Below are 16,846 nucleotides of genomic sequence, written 5' to 3'. Positions count from 1 at the left end.
ATCCCTTAACAACCGAATATTCAAAAACTGAAAAACAAGGTGGAATTAATGCAGGATCTCTGGACTCTAAAATACAGGGCAGATGCCCTTGAAGGACTGCTCGGAAACGAACATGCCGTAAGGACACTTTCCGAACTGGTACAGTCCGGGACCCTGCCTCACCTTATTTTTTATGGTCCTGATAACTCAGGGAAGACAACGGCTTCTCTTGCCCTTGTCAGGCAGCTCTATGGGGATACCTGGAAAAACAACTTTGTATATTTTAATGCCTCGGACTTTTTCGACCAGGGAAAACGTTATCTTGTACGGGACAAACGTTTTGTCCGCTTTATTGGTACTGATGATCCGAAAAAAATCTACAAAAGCGTAATAGATATTTTTAAGGAAATCATTAACGAATATGCCGGTATAGCTTCCATTGATGCTGATTATAAGATTATCTATGTCGATAATGCAGAATCCCTGAGATCAGATGCACAGCACGCTCTCAGGCGGATCATGGAAAAGTACAGTGAAACCTGCAGGTTTATTCTTTCCACTACAAGGCCTTCCAAACTCATTTCCCCCCTCCGTTCAAGAGGTCTTCAGGTCTTTTTTACCTATGTTCCGGATTTTCTTCTGAAACCACATCTTGAGAGAATCGCCCTTGCTGAAAAGCTGAAACTTTCCGGCGGTGCACTTGATGCGATACTTTATCTGGCTAAAGGGAATGTTGCAAGAGCTGTCCAGACTCTCCAGCTTGCTGCCCTGAGGGCAGATGGTGCTGAAATTACGGAAGAAATCGTGTATGAAGCTACCATGAAAGGCAGGGACGAAATTGTAGATGAACTGCTTGATGCGGCTCTTGCAGGGGAATTCTCCAGGGGGCGCCAGCTTATAGATAAAATGATTATTGAAAAAGGGCTTTCTGGAACTGATATCCTTGAAGGGCTTTCCGAAGCTCTTATAGACTCAGGAGAAACCGATGCCGATGTTGCTCGCTATATTATTAAAATCTCAGAAACCGATTCCAGGCTTACAGACGCCGCCAGTGAAAGAATCCAGCTCGAAAAATTAATTTCTACATTTTCCTGATTTATCTTAGAGCGTGTCTCAAAATTAAATTTGATTCTACAATGGTGACAGTAATCATCATTTGAACTGAAAAACGGTGTCATTAAACTGTTAAATGTCTAAAGTGTAATTTTTAACCATAATGTCTAATGTATTTGTTTCATACATCGAGCGAGTAAGCCTGATGTAATAAATTTACAGTCTGAATTTAAAGTCAGCAATGACCACTATCCAAATGTAAAAATGGTGTAACTATTCAAACAGCCTCTTAGAAATCAAATAGTTTCTTCTCTTCTTTTTTCCTATAATTTATTTTAAATGTTGAGGATATCCTTTTATACTTTTCCCTCATTTCATTCTATTCTCGGTATATTATATATAAATGCTTCTACAAGCTATCCTATCCAATTAACAAAATATATATACTATATTCTTTTAAATACTTTCTGAATAGCAAATTATATATACAATTAGTTTTTATCATTTATTGTAAGTGGACCAGAAATTCATGCTTCTCAGGAGTTTAGGGGCTCGAGTATACTTTCTTAAAGAGTACAGACCTGAGATTTCAGGATACATCTTAAATGGTGTGCCTGTACTTTCCATAAGAGGGTTCTGAGCCTATATTCCCTCGAGTAGAAGCCGGATTCGGGTCTTCTAGAACAAATCCACAAAAATCCCTTCATTGCTCCCTGAATAATCCCTCTTTTCAGGGAGATACTTCTCATGAGGCAGAATTAAACTTTAGCTTCATTTAAAAAAACGAAGTATTCTGCCTGATTTAATAAAAGTATTGTCTGCCTGATTTCATTTTCAGGCAGACTTCTGGTTAAACCTTTTTTGCGGTCTCTTTCAGTATTTTTCAGTTTCTTTCGGTATTTATGGTCTCTTTCAGTACTTGTAGCGCTTTACCGAGTGATACAGTATCACTACAAAAAAAGCGACTATTACCAGCAAGAAACTGAAAAAGCCCACCGGGTCCCATACAAAGCCTATTCCTGCTCCTCCTTCTCCCCAGGAAACGAGTACAGCTCCCTGGAGCACTGTGGGAATAACCACACAGGCGAAAGCAAGGACGAAGATAAATACAATATCAAAGACCTCTACAAAGATGTTCTTTTCTGCCATATCTTCTGCCTCCTCAATCGTAGTATTTGAACTCGAACATGTGGTTCTTTATCGAGTTGCGTACACTCAGACAGCCGATGGTTTCTATTAAGACCAGCAGACCTACGAAGATCACGTAGAGGTAAAAAAAGTTTCCAGCAATCTCCCAGGTTTCGGAAAGGATCTTGTAAAGGACGAATCCTTCCACGCTTACCAGCAGGGTAAGCATGCCGAGGACAAGGACGGTGTCTCCGTTCAGTTTGCTGTGGTACTTTTTTTCAAGGGCAGGGTCATTCGTCTCCAACACCCATCACCTCCTTTCCTATCCTTGTATTTTCCGAACCTTCTGGTGCGGGCCAGCCCATTTCAGTCCAGTTATTTTCTATGTTTGAACTCTTGTGCCTGTGACTGAAATAGAAGTACGCAATACCGTAGAACACAAAGGCGAAGATCAGGTTATACTTGTAGCCCCAGAACAACGTTGAAAGAATCGTAATCGCGATTGCAATTGCAAAATAGGCGATATACGGCTGAAGAGGGGCTACAAAGGGACGCACTTTGCTTGTTGTTTCCGGGAAAAGGTTCCTGAAGCGGATCAGGGAGAAGGGGATCAGGACATAACAGAGCAGTCCCGAGATGATGGAGAAGGTAATGACCTGGTCCAGGAATCCGCTAAAGGCAAATCCGATTGCAACAGGTACGGTGAAGATCACAGCCCTGTAAGGGGTATTGTACCTGGGGTGCACTGCCGAGAACCAGGACGATACATAGTTATCTCTGGAAAGTGCAAACCAGGAGCGTGACGAGTCACAGACACAGCCGTTGGCACTTGCAACGCAGGTCAGGAACGTCCCCAGTCCCAGGAGGGCAATGAAGATAAAAATACCACTGTTCTGGGCCGCTTCAAAGAGCGGATAAACTGAAACACCCAGCATGTCCGCAGGAATCAGCACTGAGCAGAGGTAGAGGGTCATTGCTGCTCCTATGAGCAGGGTGATCATTCCGGCCTGTTGTCCCAGAGGCACTGCTCTTGCAGGGTGCTTGCACTCTTCGGCACACATTGCTGCTCCTTCTATTCCCAGGTAGAACCATGGCCCGAATTGCAGAGCTGCAAAGAGACCTATCATTCCATTTGGCAAAGCTCCCTGGAACAGGTATTCGGGGTGGATCTCTATTGCTCCAAAAGCGGTTGAGAAGAAGAAGGCCACTATTGCAATGAAAGCTATCATGGTCAGGACGAAGTTAAGGGTTAAAGCCGCAACGACGCCGCGGTAATTGATAAAGGTCAAAAGTGCAATAACAAGCAATGTTACAGGGAAAACCTGCAACTCCGGGAAGATGCTCTGTGCGATGAATGCGACGACAATGGCGTCTGCTGCCTCAAGGGCGATATATTCCATGTACACCGCAAGACCTACACTGGCAGCTGCCCCTGGTCCTATAAATAGCCTTGCCCAGTCGTACGGGCCTCCTGCAAGTTTGGTTGATGATCCGAGTTCACTGGCGCAGAGAGAAATCATGACATACATGGTTCCTGCAACCAGCATGGCAAGCAGGGATCCCAGAATTCCTCCTTTTGCGACGGTGAAGTTCCAGCCCATGTATTCCCCGACCAGCACGATCCCGACACCGAGGGCCCATACATGGAAAGGCCGCAAAGTCTTGACTAAGCTGCTGGATTCATGGTTTTCAGACATATTGTCTCAGCCCCTTTTTTTTGAAATCTTGCTGGCGTCCAGCAAGATCCAGGCCATCAGCCCAAAAGCCAGAAGATATATCAGTCCGTTTATAACAGTCCACATATCCATTATTCATATCCCCTTTTTCAATATCAAATTTTTATATATGTTAGACTATACATGGAAAAATTTCCACATAAATCGTAATGTATACATCTATTTGTTTTGCCTGAAGTTTTTCAAAAAAATTAGCCAGCGAGAACTCGCTGGCTTGCCGTTTATTCAGTATAAATTCAGGCTATAACTTTCGGCTTAGAATACAAGTCCGAGGTCTTCGAGCTGCTTTCTTGCAGAGTTGTATACCTGGACGTATTCTTCAGTTGGGGTGATGGTCTTTACGTCGTAGCATTCCTGGAAGGTCTTTCCTGCCGGAGCGCTTGCGTAGTTCTTCTCATAGAGTGGCACGAGCTTGTCTAGAACCTTATTCACCTCTGCGATTTCCATTCCAGCGGTTGCCCTTGCAACTTCTCCCATCATTCTGGCTTCCATACCTGTGGTCTTGTCGGTTACGACACCTTTTGCAGCTGCGACACCTGATAGGATTTCGCGTCCTGATGCGGTGTCAGTAATGGACTGAGCAGAGGCTTCGAGTAGGCACATTTCGGTACATGGTCCTGCACATGGGTAATACTGATTACCTGAGAGCATATTTGTGAACTCGGAAATGGTTGCACATGCCCAGCCTGCAATAGTAAGAGTTTCCCTTGTGTTGGTGGAGCCCCAGCGGATGTGGACAGGACCGTCAAGGTGCCAGCTTGCATTGCTCATGACAAAGGCATTGATGTGGGTTGCAACGTCGACTATTGTGGTTTCTTCAATCCCGCCTGCATATCCTCCGAAGATAGGCATCTGCTCATCCATGATGATATCACTGTTTGCATTGTAGTGGGCAATTACAGAGATTGCATCAAGGTCGATCTTGAGTTCGTTGAGCTGTGAGACTTCGTGGCTATCCGAGCTTATCTGACCACCAACGCAGTCAGAGGATATATTTCCCTGAGCAGACAGGGAAGTCTCCGGGCCCTATATGCCCATTCCCGGGCGGCCTGCCATTGCGCATGCCTGTTTTATGAGCCTGGTTTCCGTCTTTGCTGCCAGGATTTCATAGGGGCTTTTTGGAATAGGGGCTTTCCCGCGGATAGAGGTCATGACACCGTCTACAATCGTATCTACTTCCTTTTCCAGAGCGTAGCTCATGTGGACAGGCATGAAGACCTCTTCTGAAATAGGAGAACCAGTGGGTCCGCCCTGGACGATTGGCTTCTTCTTGTCGCCGACTTCTCTCTTGGAAACGCGGACTGCATCCCTGCCGGTCCCGAGAGTGAATTCCTTCTGGACGTTGTTGATTGCGTTCCAGATTTCATCTTCAGTGTACTTTACGATCCTGTGGGTGTCGGTACAGTAGATACCACACTCAAGAAGCATGTCAAATCCTGCCTTGAAGAGCTTTTCCATCATGTCCTTGTCTGTTGGAACAAACTCTCCCTTGAAGTCAAGCCCGTACTTCTGCTTGAGCTCCATTGCCTTCATGGGGATTTTCATAAGGTCCCAGTCGTCCTGAGTGCACTTTTCTCCTACTTTTGCCCTGTCGTAAAATTCGTAGCAATCAAATGATTTTTTGAATGTCATGTTCTTTTGCCTCCCAGGATTATTTCATAACTTCAAGGGCTATCTTTGCAGCTTCTGCAGCATTTTCTGCAGTTGCATCCGCTCCGATTTCCTCGATCCATTTCCTGGATACGGGGGCTCCTCCGAACATGCATTTTACACTGTCTTTGAGGTTTTCTTCTCTGAGTCTGTCCATGAGATCTTTCTGGCCGAGCATGGAGGTGGTCATGAGGGCTGAGCCAACAAGCAGGACCTTTTGTCCTTTGTGTTTTGCAGCCTCTTCAACAACGGTTTCATTAAGGACATCGGTTCCGAGGTCAAGGATCTCAAATCCGTTTGCTCCGAGCATGGTGGAAACAAGGCGGTGCCCGATGTCGTGGATGTCTCCTTCTGCAACAAAGGTGATTGCAAGTCCTATTTCTTCTCCTTCTATTTTGTTCTTTTCAAGTTCGGGAGTAAGGATTTCCATTGCAACGCTCATTGCTTTTGCAGACATCATGATCTGGGGTAGGTAAATCTCGGCGGCTTCGAACTTGTCCCCGATAATCTTCATTCCAACGGAAAGGCCCTTTGTGATAATGTCAATTGCGGGAATTCCTGCAGCCAGGGCTTCCTGGGTTAACTGTGCAATGCCTGCGACGTTCTGGTTAACTATCGCGTCGCGTAACTTATCAAAAATCTCTTGGTTTGCCATTTTTGTTTAAACCTCCATTTCAGTCGAAACTGGTTGTTCTGCGCAGTATCGTTGGACAATACAATGCGTATGGAGTTTCAATAGACAACGAATCTTGCAAAGGTTTATCGCTCAATTATGCCCAAGCTCCGCTAGATGAAAAAAAACATTTGCATGGGGTTCTTATTTATGGCGCAAATCCCTTTTGCCTGATTTCCAGTCATTAGACATGAGGGAATGCCTCCGCAGGATCTTTAATTATCTATAATCGAAAATTATTCACTGCCATTTGCCATTGTTCACCCGAAAGAGATTCGGATTTCTTTGTGAATAATTTCTTTTCTCCTGATACTGTATCATGATACAGTATCATATTTGTATATGCCCTGAAATATTATAACCTAACCGGGAGGGTTTTTTCTATAAAGATAGGTACTGACTCGTCATCTATGCACTTGAAAAGCAAATGAGTTTTGACAGGCTTAATGGATAATGCTCAAGCCATGAGAATTTTTAATCATATTGAAACTTGGACTCAGTTCCAAAATCTAGTGCATAGTTTCTAATATAAATCTATAAAATAATTATCTTAATTATTCAATAAACTACCTTTTAACTACCTTATGCCTCGTATGAGCCGTCGCTTCAAATTATCATTCACTCAAAAAGATTTAGACTATCTTATCAAGCTCAGCCACTCTAGAAATCAAGCAGTAAGCATTGTCGAAAGATCTAAAATCATACTTTCATACTTTTAAGCTATCATGGAAAAAAACGACACTGAGATATCCAGAGAGTTAAAAGTAGATTACAAAACTGTAAGAAAATGGATCAAAAGGGTTTTGGATCAAAAGGGTTTTAGATTTAGGGGTTAAAGAAGGTTCTATAGATAAATCCAGAAGTGGAATACCCCAAAACATTAGTCCCGAATCCGGGCTGTTTTTTTCCAAAAAAAATTAGCCAGCGAGAACTCGCTGGCTTGCCGTTTATTCAGTATAAATTCAGGCTATAACTTTCGGCTTAGAATACAAGTCCGAGGTCTTCGAGCTGCTTTCTTGCAGAGTTGTATACCTGGACGTATTCTTCAGTTGGGGTGATGGTCTTTACGTCGTAGCATTCCTGGAAGGTCTTTCCTGCCGGAGCGCTTGCGTAGTTCTTCTCATAGAGTGGCACGAGCTTGTCTAGAACCTTATTTACCTCTGAGATTTCCATTCCAGCGGTTGCCCTTGCAACTTCTCCCATCATTCTGGCTTCCATACCTGTGGTCTTGTCGGTTACGACACCTTTTGCAGCTGCGACACCTGATAGGATTTCGCGTCCTGATGCGGTGTCAGTAATGGACTGAGCAGAGGCTTCGAGTAGGCACATTTCGGTACATGGTCCTGCACATGGGTAATACTGATTACCTGAGAGCATATTTGTGAACTCGGAAATGGTTGCACATGCCCAGCCTGCAATAGTAAGAGTTTCCCTTGTGTTGGTGGAGCCCCAGCGGATGTGGACAGGACCGTCAAGGTGCCAGCTTGCATTGCTCATGACAAAGGCATTGATGTGGGTTGCAACGTCGACTATTGTGGTTTCTTCAATCCCGCCTGCATATCCTCCGAAGATAGGCATCTGCTCATCCATGATGATATCACTGTTTGCATTGTAGTGGGCAATTACAGAGATTGCATCAAGGTCGATCTTGAGTTCGTTGAGCTGTGAGACTTCGTGGCTATCCGAGCTTATCTGACCACCAACGCAGTCAGAGGATATATTTCCCTGAGCAGACAGGGAAGTCTCCGGGCCCTATATGCCCATTCCCGGGCGGCCTGCCATTGCGCATGCCTGTTTTATGAGCCTGGTTTCCGTCTTTGCTGCCAGGATTTCATAGGGGCTTTTTGGAATAGGGGCTTTCCCGCGGATAGAGGTCATGACACCGTCTACAATCGTATCTACTTCCTTTTCCAGAGCGTAGCTCATGTGGACAGGCATGAAGACCTCTTCTGAAATAGGAGAACCAGTGGGTCCGCCCTGGACGATTGGCTTCTTCTTGTCGCCGACTTCTCTCTTGGAAACGCGGACTGCATCCCTGCCGGTCCCGAGAGTGAATTCCTTCTGGACGTTGTTGATTGCGTTCCAGATTTCATCTTCAGTGTACTTTACGATCCTGTGGGTGTCGGTACAGTAGATACCACACTCAAGAAGCATGTCAAATCCTGCCTTGAAGAGCTTTTCCATCATGTCCTTGTCTGTTGGAACAAACTCTCCCTTGAAGTCAAGCCCGTACTTCTGCTTGAGCTCCATTGCCTTCATGGGGATTTTCATAAGGTCCCAGTCGTCCTGAGTGCACTTTTCTCCTACTTTTGCCCTGTCGTAAAATTCGTAGCAATCAAATGATTTTCTGAACGTCATGTTCTTTTGCCTCCCAGGATTATTTCATTACATCAAGTGCAACTTTTGCAGCTTCTGCAGCGTTTTCTGCGGTTGCATCCGCTCCGATCTCCTCGATCCACTTCATGGATACGGGGGCTCCTCCGAACATGCATTTTACGTTGTCCCTGAGGTTTTCTTCCCTGAGCCTGTCCATGAGGTCTTTCTGGCCGAGCATGGAGGTGGTCATGAGGGCTGAGCCGACAAGGATAACCTTTTGTCCTTTGTGTTTTGCAGCCTCTTCTACAACGGTTTCATTAAGGACATCGGTTCCGAGGTCAAGGATCTCAAATCCATTTGCTCCGAGCATGGTGGAAACAAGGCGGTGTCCGATGTCGTGGATATCTCCCTCTGCAACGAAGGTGATTGCAAGTCCGGTTTCCTCTCCTTCTTTTCTGTTCTTTTCAAGTTCGGGGGTAAGGACTTCCATTGCATTGTTCATTGCTTTTGCAGACATCATAATCTGGGGCAGGAAAATCTCGGCGGCTTCGAATTTGTCCCCCACAACCTTCATTCCAACGGAAAGACCCTTTGTAATAATGTCAATTGCGGAAATTCCTGCATCCAGGGCTTCCCTGGCTAACTGTGCAGTGCCTGCGATGTTCTGGTTAACTATCGCATCGCGTAACTTATCAAAAATCTCTTGGTTCGCCATTTTTGTAAAACCTCCATTGAGCTCGCTGTTCTATGCGGTATCGTTGGGGTACAATGTTGACAATAATAGACAACGGTCCTTCGTAAAGGTTTAAAGCTTGAATCCAGGCTCCGCCAGCCATTAAGCGTTGCATGGGGTTATCACTATATCGCAAGTCCCTGCTGCCTCTTATTTAGCCATTAGGCGTGAGGGATGTCTTTGCGGTATTTTCTTAATTGCCTATTACTGGAATTATTCACTTACATTTGCCATTTTGCCCAAATAGAGTTTGGGGCTCTTTGTGAATAATTTCATTTCTCGTTACATTGTAGCCGGGGAATTTTGCTGGAGACTGTAAATTTGTTATTTTCCCAGTCGAAGTAGCAATTTATATCCCAAATTCTCCAACAGTATACCTGCTGGAACTGCTGGAATTGTCCTGAATATCAGATTCGAATTCCTCAAATTAAATATGGAAATTCTCCTATATAAATAAACACTATATTTCTTTATAATATATTATTGCAGAAAATTTTATGCGCGACTTTTTTTAGGCTCCGCCTCCTGAAATTCAGATCATTTCTCACTTTTTTCTACTGATGGCCCCCTCTTATGGCAATTAATCCAAAATTATAAATATAAGTTATAGTACTTTTTCTGACTTACACTTAATATATGACCTCTTCGGCTTCAAAGTATATTTATTATATTTTCTCTTATAATAGAAAATTTTAAATATTAGATTTACCTTTCGCAAAACACACCCGTTGTTTGAAAAATCGGGGTCCAGCAGAATCGGCATAATCAGAAAAAGTTGTTTTTCAGGCTGAACTTTCAGTGAGAATCTTAAAAAGAGAAACCGGTTTGAATACCGGTACTTTAGTTTTCTATTGTTATTTTGTTGTTTTTCAGTCTGGTAATTTTGTCTGCACTCCGTTTAATACCTGTGGTTTTTAGCACATTCAACCATTTTCTGGAGACAGGCAGTAGGGGTCATGCTTACAATCCCACATCCCGGTGCGAGTAGTCCAACTCCGGCATCAAGTACCTTCTTTGATGCTGCTGCGACGTCTTCGGGGGTTCCATTCCAGAGTACGGCTACCGGGTCGAGGTTTCCGATGATGAGTGTGTTTTCCACATTACCTTTTGCGGTTGCGATGTCAACTCTCTGGTCAACACTGATCCCTTCAACCCCGGTCTTTTCCATGATCGAAAGACCTTTGGTGGTGTTTCCGCAGATGTGGAGGACTGTAGCTATGTCGAGTTCCTTCATTGCATCAACGATCTTTTTCTGGTAGGGGAGAGCGTACTTTTCGTAGAATTCCCCGCCGATGAGTTCGTAGCTTGCTGTGGGGTCGATGATTGCAAGGGTATCCATTCCATTTTCAGCCATTGCTTTTGCGTATGCTATATTGAAGTCCGAGCAGAAGTCAAGGAGTGCAGGGACGACGTCTTCGCCGGTGAAAAGGTTTCCGAACCAGGCGTCCCCATTGAGGTGCTGGGCAAGGGAGAAGGGGCCGATCATAGAACCGATAATTGGGAGTTCTTTTCCGTGTTTTTCGGAAAGAATCTTGACGGCTTCGAGTACCTGTCCAATTCTGCCTTCATTCAGTTTGTAGTCCCTGAGCTTGTCCAGGTCTTCCAGGTTCTTGACAACGTGCTTGATCACAGACGGCTGCTGCTTCAGGTCGCCAGCCTTTATCCCGCAGCCAAAAAGTTCTGCTTCGGCTGTGATGTCAAAGGGGACTCTCACAGCTTCAAAGCCTATTACTGTGTGTCCTGCTTCTGCAAGGGTTGCCATTTTTGTTGCGTCGGCATGGGCTTCGGGCCAGAAGGCTCCGCAGGCTTCCATCTGTTCAACAGTTGCTGTCTGGGTGAAACAGACTGCGGGCATTCTGTCCACTGGCTGTTTCCTTAATGCACGGTATAATCTTTCTTTTGGTGTGTATTCTGTCATCTATAATCCCTCTCTATGTTATATAGACAGCGTTAATTATCAAAAAATCTACTATATATAAATATGTATTATTATTCATTAATTAAATTCTATATTATAAAAATTTATCAATTAAACCGTTTATACTAGTTGGAAATTCTCTCAAAACAACTAAATTTGTTTTATATGCCTGTTTATGGGGAAACTTTAATCTATTATAAAGAGATCCATGGATTTAATTAAGGTTAACTTCTTTAAAGTATAGTCAGGTTTAAAATCCCTTCACCAATATCAGGTGAAGAGATGAATCACAGAAAACCGGAAATACGCGGAAAAGCTGTACCAGTGTCTTTTTAAGTCCTCTCGAGAAAAACTACTGCTATAACTCCCAAATTAGTTTTCTTGAGCGAAGCGAAAAGGACCGCGTACTGTTGCACTTTCAGTGCAACTTCCAGAAAATCTCCGATTTCCTGAGATCCCGAAGCGCAATTTGGGTGGGACAGGAATAACTTATATATTAACTTATATATTGAATAAGTTATCAAAATATTATATTCCCTTTCCTGTACTGGATTAGAACAAGCTACTCATCATATTCCATTCTTTTATGGGGCTATCCATGGTGCCAGGAGACCCCTGATAATGCATACTCCCGGAGGATCTATAAAATGTACGGAATAGCACTTGATCTGGGTACCAGCGGTTTTAGAGCCCAGTTTATTGATCTTGAAACGAATGAAACTTTAAAAACAGTCATAACCATGGGTCATCCTCTCCCCGGAGGAAATGTCATGGATCACCTGGATTTTGCAATCACAACAGGTGAGGATGTGGCTCATGGAGTAATTATCGAAACTATCAGGAGAATGTTCCTGAAATTCGATGCAGACCTTTCTAAAGTAGAAAGACTTGCAGTCTGCGGAAACCCTATCCAGCTTTCCCTTTTCCAGAACATAGAAATCAGGGATCTGGCATACGCAGGGGAAAACAAGCAGAAAATGCTCGGAGTCCAGGATGTAAAAAGAGATGCCCGTGTGTTTCCAGCCTCAGAGCTTTTCGGGGATACGGACCTGCCTAACTGTGAAGTTATCGTGCCCCCCGCAATCAGGCATGAGATCGGAGCAGACGCCCTTGCCATGATGCTGGAAACTGATTTCCTTAGCCAGACCGAACCTGCACTTGTTACCGATTACGGGACAAACGCCGAAATGGCCCTGAAGGTTGGGGACAGGATTATCACGGCAAGTGCTGCCGCAGGCCCTGCGATTGAAGGGCAGGGCATAAGTTCCGGCATGCTTGCAAGCCCCGGGGCTATCTGTGACGTGAAACCCGAGGGCGAATACTGGAAAATTATAGTCCTTGATAAGGAGATGGAAAAGCAGGATGCCTACCTTATCCATCCGGTCACAGGCGAGATTAAGGAGTCCTATGGTGGGGAAACCGTGGGCATCACAGGTACCGGGGTAATCTCGGCTTTTTCCCTGGCCATGAGAAGCGGGCTGATAACTAAATCTCCGAAACTTCCCAATGGGAAGCTGATTCTTGGCCCTGGAATTGAAATCACTGAAAAAGATGTGGAAGAAGCCGGAAAGGCCATAGGGGCGATCCGTGCAGCTCACATGACTCTCATTGTGGAGTCCGGAATAAAGTATGAAGACCTTGAGTATGCATACATGTCAGGGGCTTCCGGAGCCTATGTAGACGCTGAAGCTTCCCGCAGGCTCGGGGCCACCCCGGGTTATGCCAAAAAAATTGTCCAGTTCGGAAACACCTCTCTTGCTCTTGCACGGGAACTTGTTCTGAACAGGTCCAGGCTGGAGGATGTTATCGAGATTGCAAAAAGAATTACTGCCGATCACCTCATGATGGCGACCAGCGAGACCTTCAATAACTTCTATCTCTGCGAACTCTCCTACTGGACCATGGGAATGCCGCTTGAAATGTACGACCAGATGCTTGAACTCTACGGGTTGCCCAAACTCCCGAAAACCCTGGAACACGCCATTATCGAAAAGCGAGTCAGCAAGGATATAGAACATGTCGGAGTTGGCGGGCTTGCCATCCTCAAAGAAATAGGCATAATCCTCGAAGTCCCTGTGGATAAGTGCATCTACTGCCTGAAATGCGTAGAAGAATGCCCTGAAGACGCCCTCGAAATCGTCGAAACCGATGGCAAAATGATCGCAAAATACGACAGCCAGAAATGCCTCGGCACAAGCTGCCGCCGTTGTGTGAGCATCTGCCCTGAAGAGGCCATCGACATCACCAAACTCCGCATCACCGGCGCAAAATAAGATTCGTGGGGTCTATTTTCCCACTCTCTTTTCCTTTACTGACTCTTTACCTGCGTAATAATTCCTGTGTAATAATTTCGTCCGCTTGAGCGTAGCGAAACGGACCCCGTGCTCCCGAAGCGGAATTCGGGTGTGTGAGCATCTGCCCTGAAGAGGCCATCGACATCACCAAACTCCGCATCACCGGCGCAAAATAAAATTCGTGGGAACTATTTTCCCACTCTTTTCCTTTACTGACCCTTCCCCTGCGTAATAATTTCTTCCTCTTGAGCGCAGCGAAAAGGACCGCGGGCTCCCGACTCGCAATTCGGGAGACGCAATCCAGGTGTTGCAGGGGGCGCTTAGAGAATCGAATACAGCATTGATGCCGTCCCTATCCCGAGAGGTTCCATTACAAGTTCAACTCCGTACTTCTTTTGAAGCTCGTTGGAAATAGCACAGGGGATTCCGGGGGTGGAAATTACGCAGTTTTCTGAAATCACGGATTCGGGGACCGTGTCCGCACAGGGGGTAGCCTCGAAAATAATGGAGAATTTTCTGGGGTTGTTGGGGTCGAAAGGAGTAATCCCGAGGCTGGATGCGGTTTTCTCGAGGATTGTGCTGTCAGCATCATATCCGTAGACCCTGAAGCCTTTATGTACGAAGTGCGCTACTCCCGGAAAGCCCACCTTTCCCAGGCCAACAGCAAGCACATCCTTTGAATCGGCTTTCAGGTATCTGGAGGCTATTTCCGCATAAATTATGCCTGTACAGGGCTGGTTGTTGGCTATTTTTCCGTTTTTGAGGTTATGGGCAAGGAAGGTATTGTCGTCCGCCATAAGGATAATTTGCGCTCCGTTCCTTACTGCCTCGTAGTACCCGCTCACGTCAGGAATATCCGTAACAAAACTGTCAAATCCGAAATATTCTGTAATTGCATGCAGGGATTCCGAGAAGTTTCCTATGATCCCGTTTCCCGAGGTCACAGGTACAATGCCTATTTTTTCACAGCATGGGGTTGTGCCGTAGAAGTCTTTGCAGACTCCTTTTATATCAAGCCCTGTAACTCTCCGGACAGCAGAATCAGCTTCATGAAGCTGTCTGTTAATGTTTTCCAGGTCTTCTGGGGTTAAAAGTGCCATTTTTTATCTCCTTACTCTGTTTTAAATATATTCTTATTTTGAGCAAATCCTTGCCGTTTTACACGACCGCTCCGAAGCGATCTCTCAGAATCGAAAGTCCTGTTCTCTTTTTTGTTTCGGCTTCTTCCCTATCTTTGCCCCAGAAGATCAGGGTGAATACAGGGTCTTCTCCTTTGCACAGGAATATCTCAATGCCAGGCTCTTCATAATATTTTCCGTAATCATTCCCCATGGAAAGTATCTGTTCTCCCACAGGGAGAAGGGCTCCACTTTCTGCAAGCATGAGGTGTTCGTAAATGCAGTATCTGTCTTCAGGAAGGGTTTTGGTCTCTTCAACTCCCTCTGTGAAGGCGCAGAATAAGAGTTCAATGAGGTTAATTCCTGAAGAATAATAAGCCGCAGTTGGAGTCTGGCTCGGGAAGCGGGCATCGATTTCGATTACTTTTAATCCCTGGGGGCCGGAGATTGCTTCCACATCCATAATCCCTTTTAAGGGCAGGTTTGCTGCAAGGGAATAGGATATCTCCCTGAAAGAAGGGTCCGGAGGAAGAGGAGTTACCATATGACAGTCATAGGTTTTGTCAATATGTACAAGGGTTTCCTTTACCACTGCAAAATGGGTCCCGTCTCCTATAACTTCAAGAGAAATCACGTCTCCTTCTACATACTCTTCTATCAGCATGCCCGGTTTAAGCTCTCCAAGTTCCTCTTTGTCATAAATTATCCTGGCTTCTACACTGCTGCTTTCACAGGGGGGTTTTACAAAATAAGGGGGTTCAGATGGTTTGTCCTGTGGGGTCGGGACTCCTATGGACGCAAAGTATTCTTTTGATTTTTTCTTATCCCTGCTGATCCAGTAAGCCTCAAAATCAAAGAGTACCGGGCAGGAGAAATTCTCTTTTATGGAACTCAGGAACTCTATACATTCAAGGTTTTCATTTACCGGCAATATGGCGTCAGCATTTTTTGAGATCTCTAGAAGTTTTTCCGGTTCGTTTATTACGTTAAAACAGTGAAACTCATCAGCGTAATTTCTTATAAGGGCCTGTGGATTTTTATCTATAACAACCACTTTCATTCCGGCTTTCTTAGACAGATAAGCAGCTTCAAAGCCCTGGAGTTTCCCGCCTATAAGGCATATGGTTCTCAAGCTAGCACCCCAGGACAGCCTCAAATTCCGCCTGTCGGGCAGGTTCCATACCCATACTTTCAAGTCTTTTGATTACACTTCTTATATCCCTGTCCCTTTCTTCAAGGCCGCGGTCATAGTTGGCAACACCTTCTAACTTTGAATCCGAGGGAAGGATGGAGGTAACAATGTTTGCACCCGCATTTAAGCGGTGCACCATGCCGTCGATACCTTCCAGGTCAAGGGAAGCCGGGACCAGACATTTCGGGAACATGAGCCTGAGAATTGCAATTATTTTTAGTTCCGAAAGGTTTGAGCTCTCTTTGAAACTTTCAAGCGGAGTTCCTTCCTGGGGCAGGAATGTCATAACTCTGACCATATCGGGGTCGTTTGCTTTCATTCCCCGCAAGGACTTAATTGTCGATTCAATGTCGTTTCCAACTCCTGTGAGAATCCCATCTTCTACACAGTACCCCTGTTCCTTTGCAAAATGGCGGGCGTTATACCTCCCTTCGAAGGACTGTCCTACCCGAAGTTTTTTATAAAGTTCCAGGTCATAGGTTTCCTGGTACAGGGCGAAGAAATTTGCTCCTTTTTCCCTGGCTTTGAGAAGGGTGGAATTATCTATCACTCCCGGAGAAATCATAATGGGAAGCCCAAGTTCATCCTTCACTATTCTGACAAGTTCCACGAAGCGGTCAGGCTCATCATAGTAATACGGGTCTTCTCCCATGGTCAGGTCAATCATGTGAAAACCTGCTCCTTTTAAGGTTTTGCAGGTCTCTTTGATTTCTTCTTTGGTCAGGCGGTAGCGTTTGATCTCGTTTTTACAGTTATAATAACAAAAAGCGCACTGATTCTTACAGTAAGTGGAGAAATAGATAAAGCAGTTAAGAAACACCCTGTTGCCGAAATAATAGTTTCTGACCTTTCGGGCTACATAGTACAGCTTTTCCAGCTCTTCATCGGATTCAAGGGAGAGCAGAGCCCTCAGATCGTCGTCAGATAAGTTAAAGCCGTCAATGATTTTTTCCCCGAAACTGTCAAGTTCGTTGGTTGCCATTTTTTGGATCAAAATTTCACCCTCTTATAGGTTTGCAGACATTCTTTCAGATCTTTTTAATTTCAGGTCCTTTC

Annotated in this window: 11 protein-coding genes and 2 pseudogenes; 2 read left to right on the top strand and 11 right to left on the bottom strand. The window is 45.0% G+C overall.

Translation table 11 applies throughout. From position 1 onward, the window contains the following. Positions 1-48 precede the first annotated feature (48 nt). Positions 49-1,074 carry an AAA family ATPase gene (locus MSWH1_RS16645; RefSeq protein WP_048130015.1) on the top strand — a complete coding sequence of 342 codons (1,026 nt, stop codon included), beginning with the start codon at positions 49-51 and terminating at the stop codon, positions 1,072-1,074. A gap of 870 nt (positions 1,075-1,944) precedes the next feature. Here the strand turns inward: MSWH1_RS16645 and MSWH1_RS16640 are convergent. The 8 genes and pseudogenes from MSWH1_RS16640 to mtbA all read right to left on the bottom strand — a co-directional run bounded on the left by MSWH1_RS16640 (position 1,945) and on the right by mtbA (position 11,186). Further along, positions 1,945-2,181 carry an efflux RND transporter permease subunit gene (locus tag MSWH1_RS16640; RefSeq protein ID WP_048130014.1) on the bottom strand — a complete coding sequence of 79 codons (237 nt, stop codon included), beginning with the start codon at positions 2,179-2,181 and terminating at the stop codon, positions 1,945-1,947. A 13-nt stretch (positions 2,182-2,194) separates the two neighbouring features. After that, positions 2,195-2,467 carry a monomethylamine permease gene (locus MSWH1_RS16635; RefSeq protein WP_231585511.1) on the bottom strand — a complete coding sequence of 91 codons (273 nt, stop codon included), beginning with the start codon at positions 2,465-2,467 and terminating at the stop codon, positions 2,195-2,197. Further along, a complete protein-coding gene (locus MSWH1_RS16630; protein ID WP_048130012.1) occupies positions 2,451-3,857 on the bottom strand; it encodes an APC family permease in 1,407 nt (468 codons plus the stop codon). The genes MSWH1_RS16635 and MSWH1_RS16630 overlap by 17 nt, the downstream gene beginning before the upstream one ends. A gap of 294 nt (positions 3,858-4,151) precedes the next feature. Next, a pseudogene (locus tag MSWH1_RS19510) lies at positions 4,152-5,528 on the bottom strand (monomethylamine:corrinoid methyltransferase). Positions 5,529-5,547: 19 nt separating this feature from the next. After that, positions 5,548-6,201 (bottom strand): methyltransferase cognate corrinoid protein, encoded by a 654-nt coding sequence (locus MSWH1_RS16615; protein WP_048130009.1) that lies wholly within the window; start codon positions 6,199-6,201, stop codon positions 5,548-5,550. 999 nt (positions 6,202-7,200) lie between these two features. Beyond that, positions 7,201-8,577: pseudogene (locus MSWH1_RS19505) on the bottom strand (monomethylamine:corrinoid methyltransferase). A 19-nt stretch (positions 8,578-8,596) separates the two neighbouring features. After that, entirely contained in the window at positions 8,597-9,250 is a 654-nt protein-coding gene (locus MSWH1_RS16600; RefSeq protein WP_048130008.1) for a methyltransferase cognate corrinoid protein, read from the bottom strand. A 916-nt stretch (positions 9,251-10,166) separates the two neighbouring features. Next, on the bottom strand, positions 10,167-11,186 hold the full coding sequence (mtbA, locus tag MSWH1_RS16595; RefSeq protein ID WP_048130007.1) for a methylcobamide:CoM methyltransferase MtbA: 1,020 nt from the start codon (positions 11,184-11,186) through the stop codon (positions 10,167-10,169). A gap of 647 nt (positions 11,187-11,833) precedes the next feature. Between mtbA and MSWH1_RS16585 the strand changes: the two genes are divergently transcribed. After that, complete coding sequence (locus MSWH1_RS16585; protein WP_048130005.1) at positions 11,834-13,459, top strand: methylamine methyltransferase corrinoid protein reductive activase; 1,626 nt, start codon at positions 11,834-11,836, stop codon at positions 13,457-13,459. Between the two features lie 341 nt (positions 13,460-13,800). On the opposite strand, the gene pylD is transcribed toward MSWH1_RS16585, so the two are convergent. The 3 genes from pylD to pylB are packed head-to-tail and all read right to left on the bottom strand — an operon-like array spanning position 13,801 to position 16,784. Then, a complete protein-coding gene (gene pylD, locus MSWH1_RS16580; protein ID WP_048130004.1) occupies positions 13,801-14,580 on the bottom strand; it encodes a 3-methylornithyl-N6-L-lysine dehydrogenase PylD in 780 nt (259 codons plus the stop codon). A 58-nt stretch (positions 14,581-14,638) separates the two neighbouring features. Then, complete coding sequence (pylC, locus tag MSWH1_RS16575; protein ID WP_197073984.1) at positions 14,639-15,730, bottom strand: 3-methylornithine--L-lysine ligase PylC; 1,092 nt, start codon at positions 15,728-15,730, stop codon at positions 14,639-14,641. 1 nt (position 15,731) lies between these two features. Then, on the bottom strand, positions 15,732-16,784 hold the full coding sequence (gene pylB, locus MSWH1_RS16570) for a methylornithine synthase PylB (protein WP_048130002.1): 1,053 nt from the start codon (positions 16,782-16,784) through the stop codon (positions 15,732-15,734). Positions 16,785-16,846: the final 62 nt, after the last annotated feature.

It is taken from the genome of Methanosarcina sp. WH1 (assembly GCF_000970005.1).
GTDB lineage: Archaea > Halobacteriota > Methanosarcinia > Methanosarcinales > Methanosarcinaceae > Methanosarcina.
The sequence above is the reverse complement of the archived record's forward strand: the minus strand, read 5'-3'. Positions and strand labels throughout refer to the sequence as shown.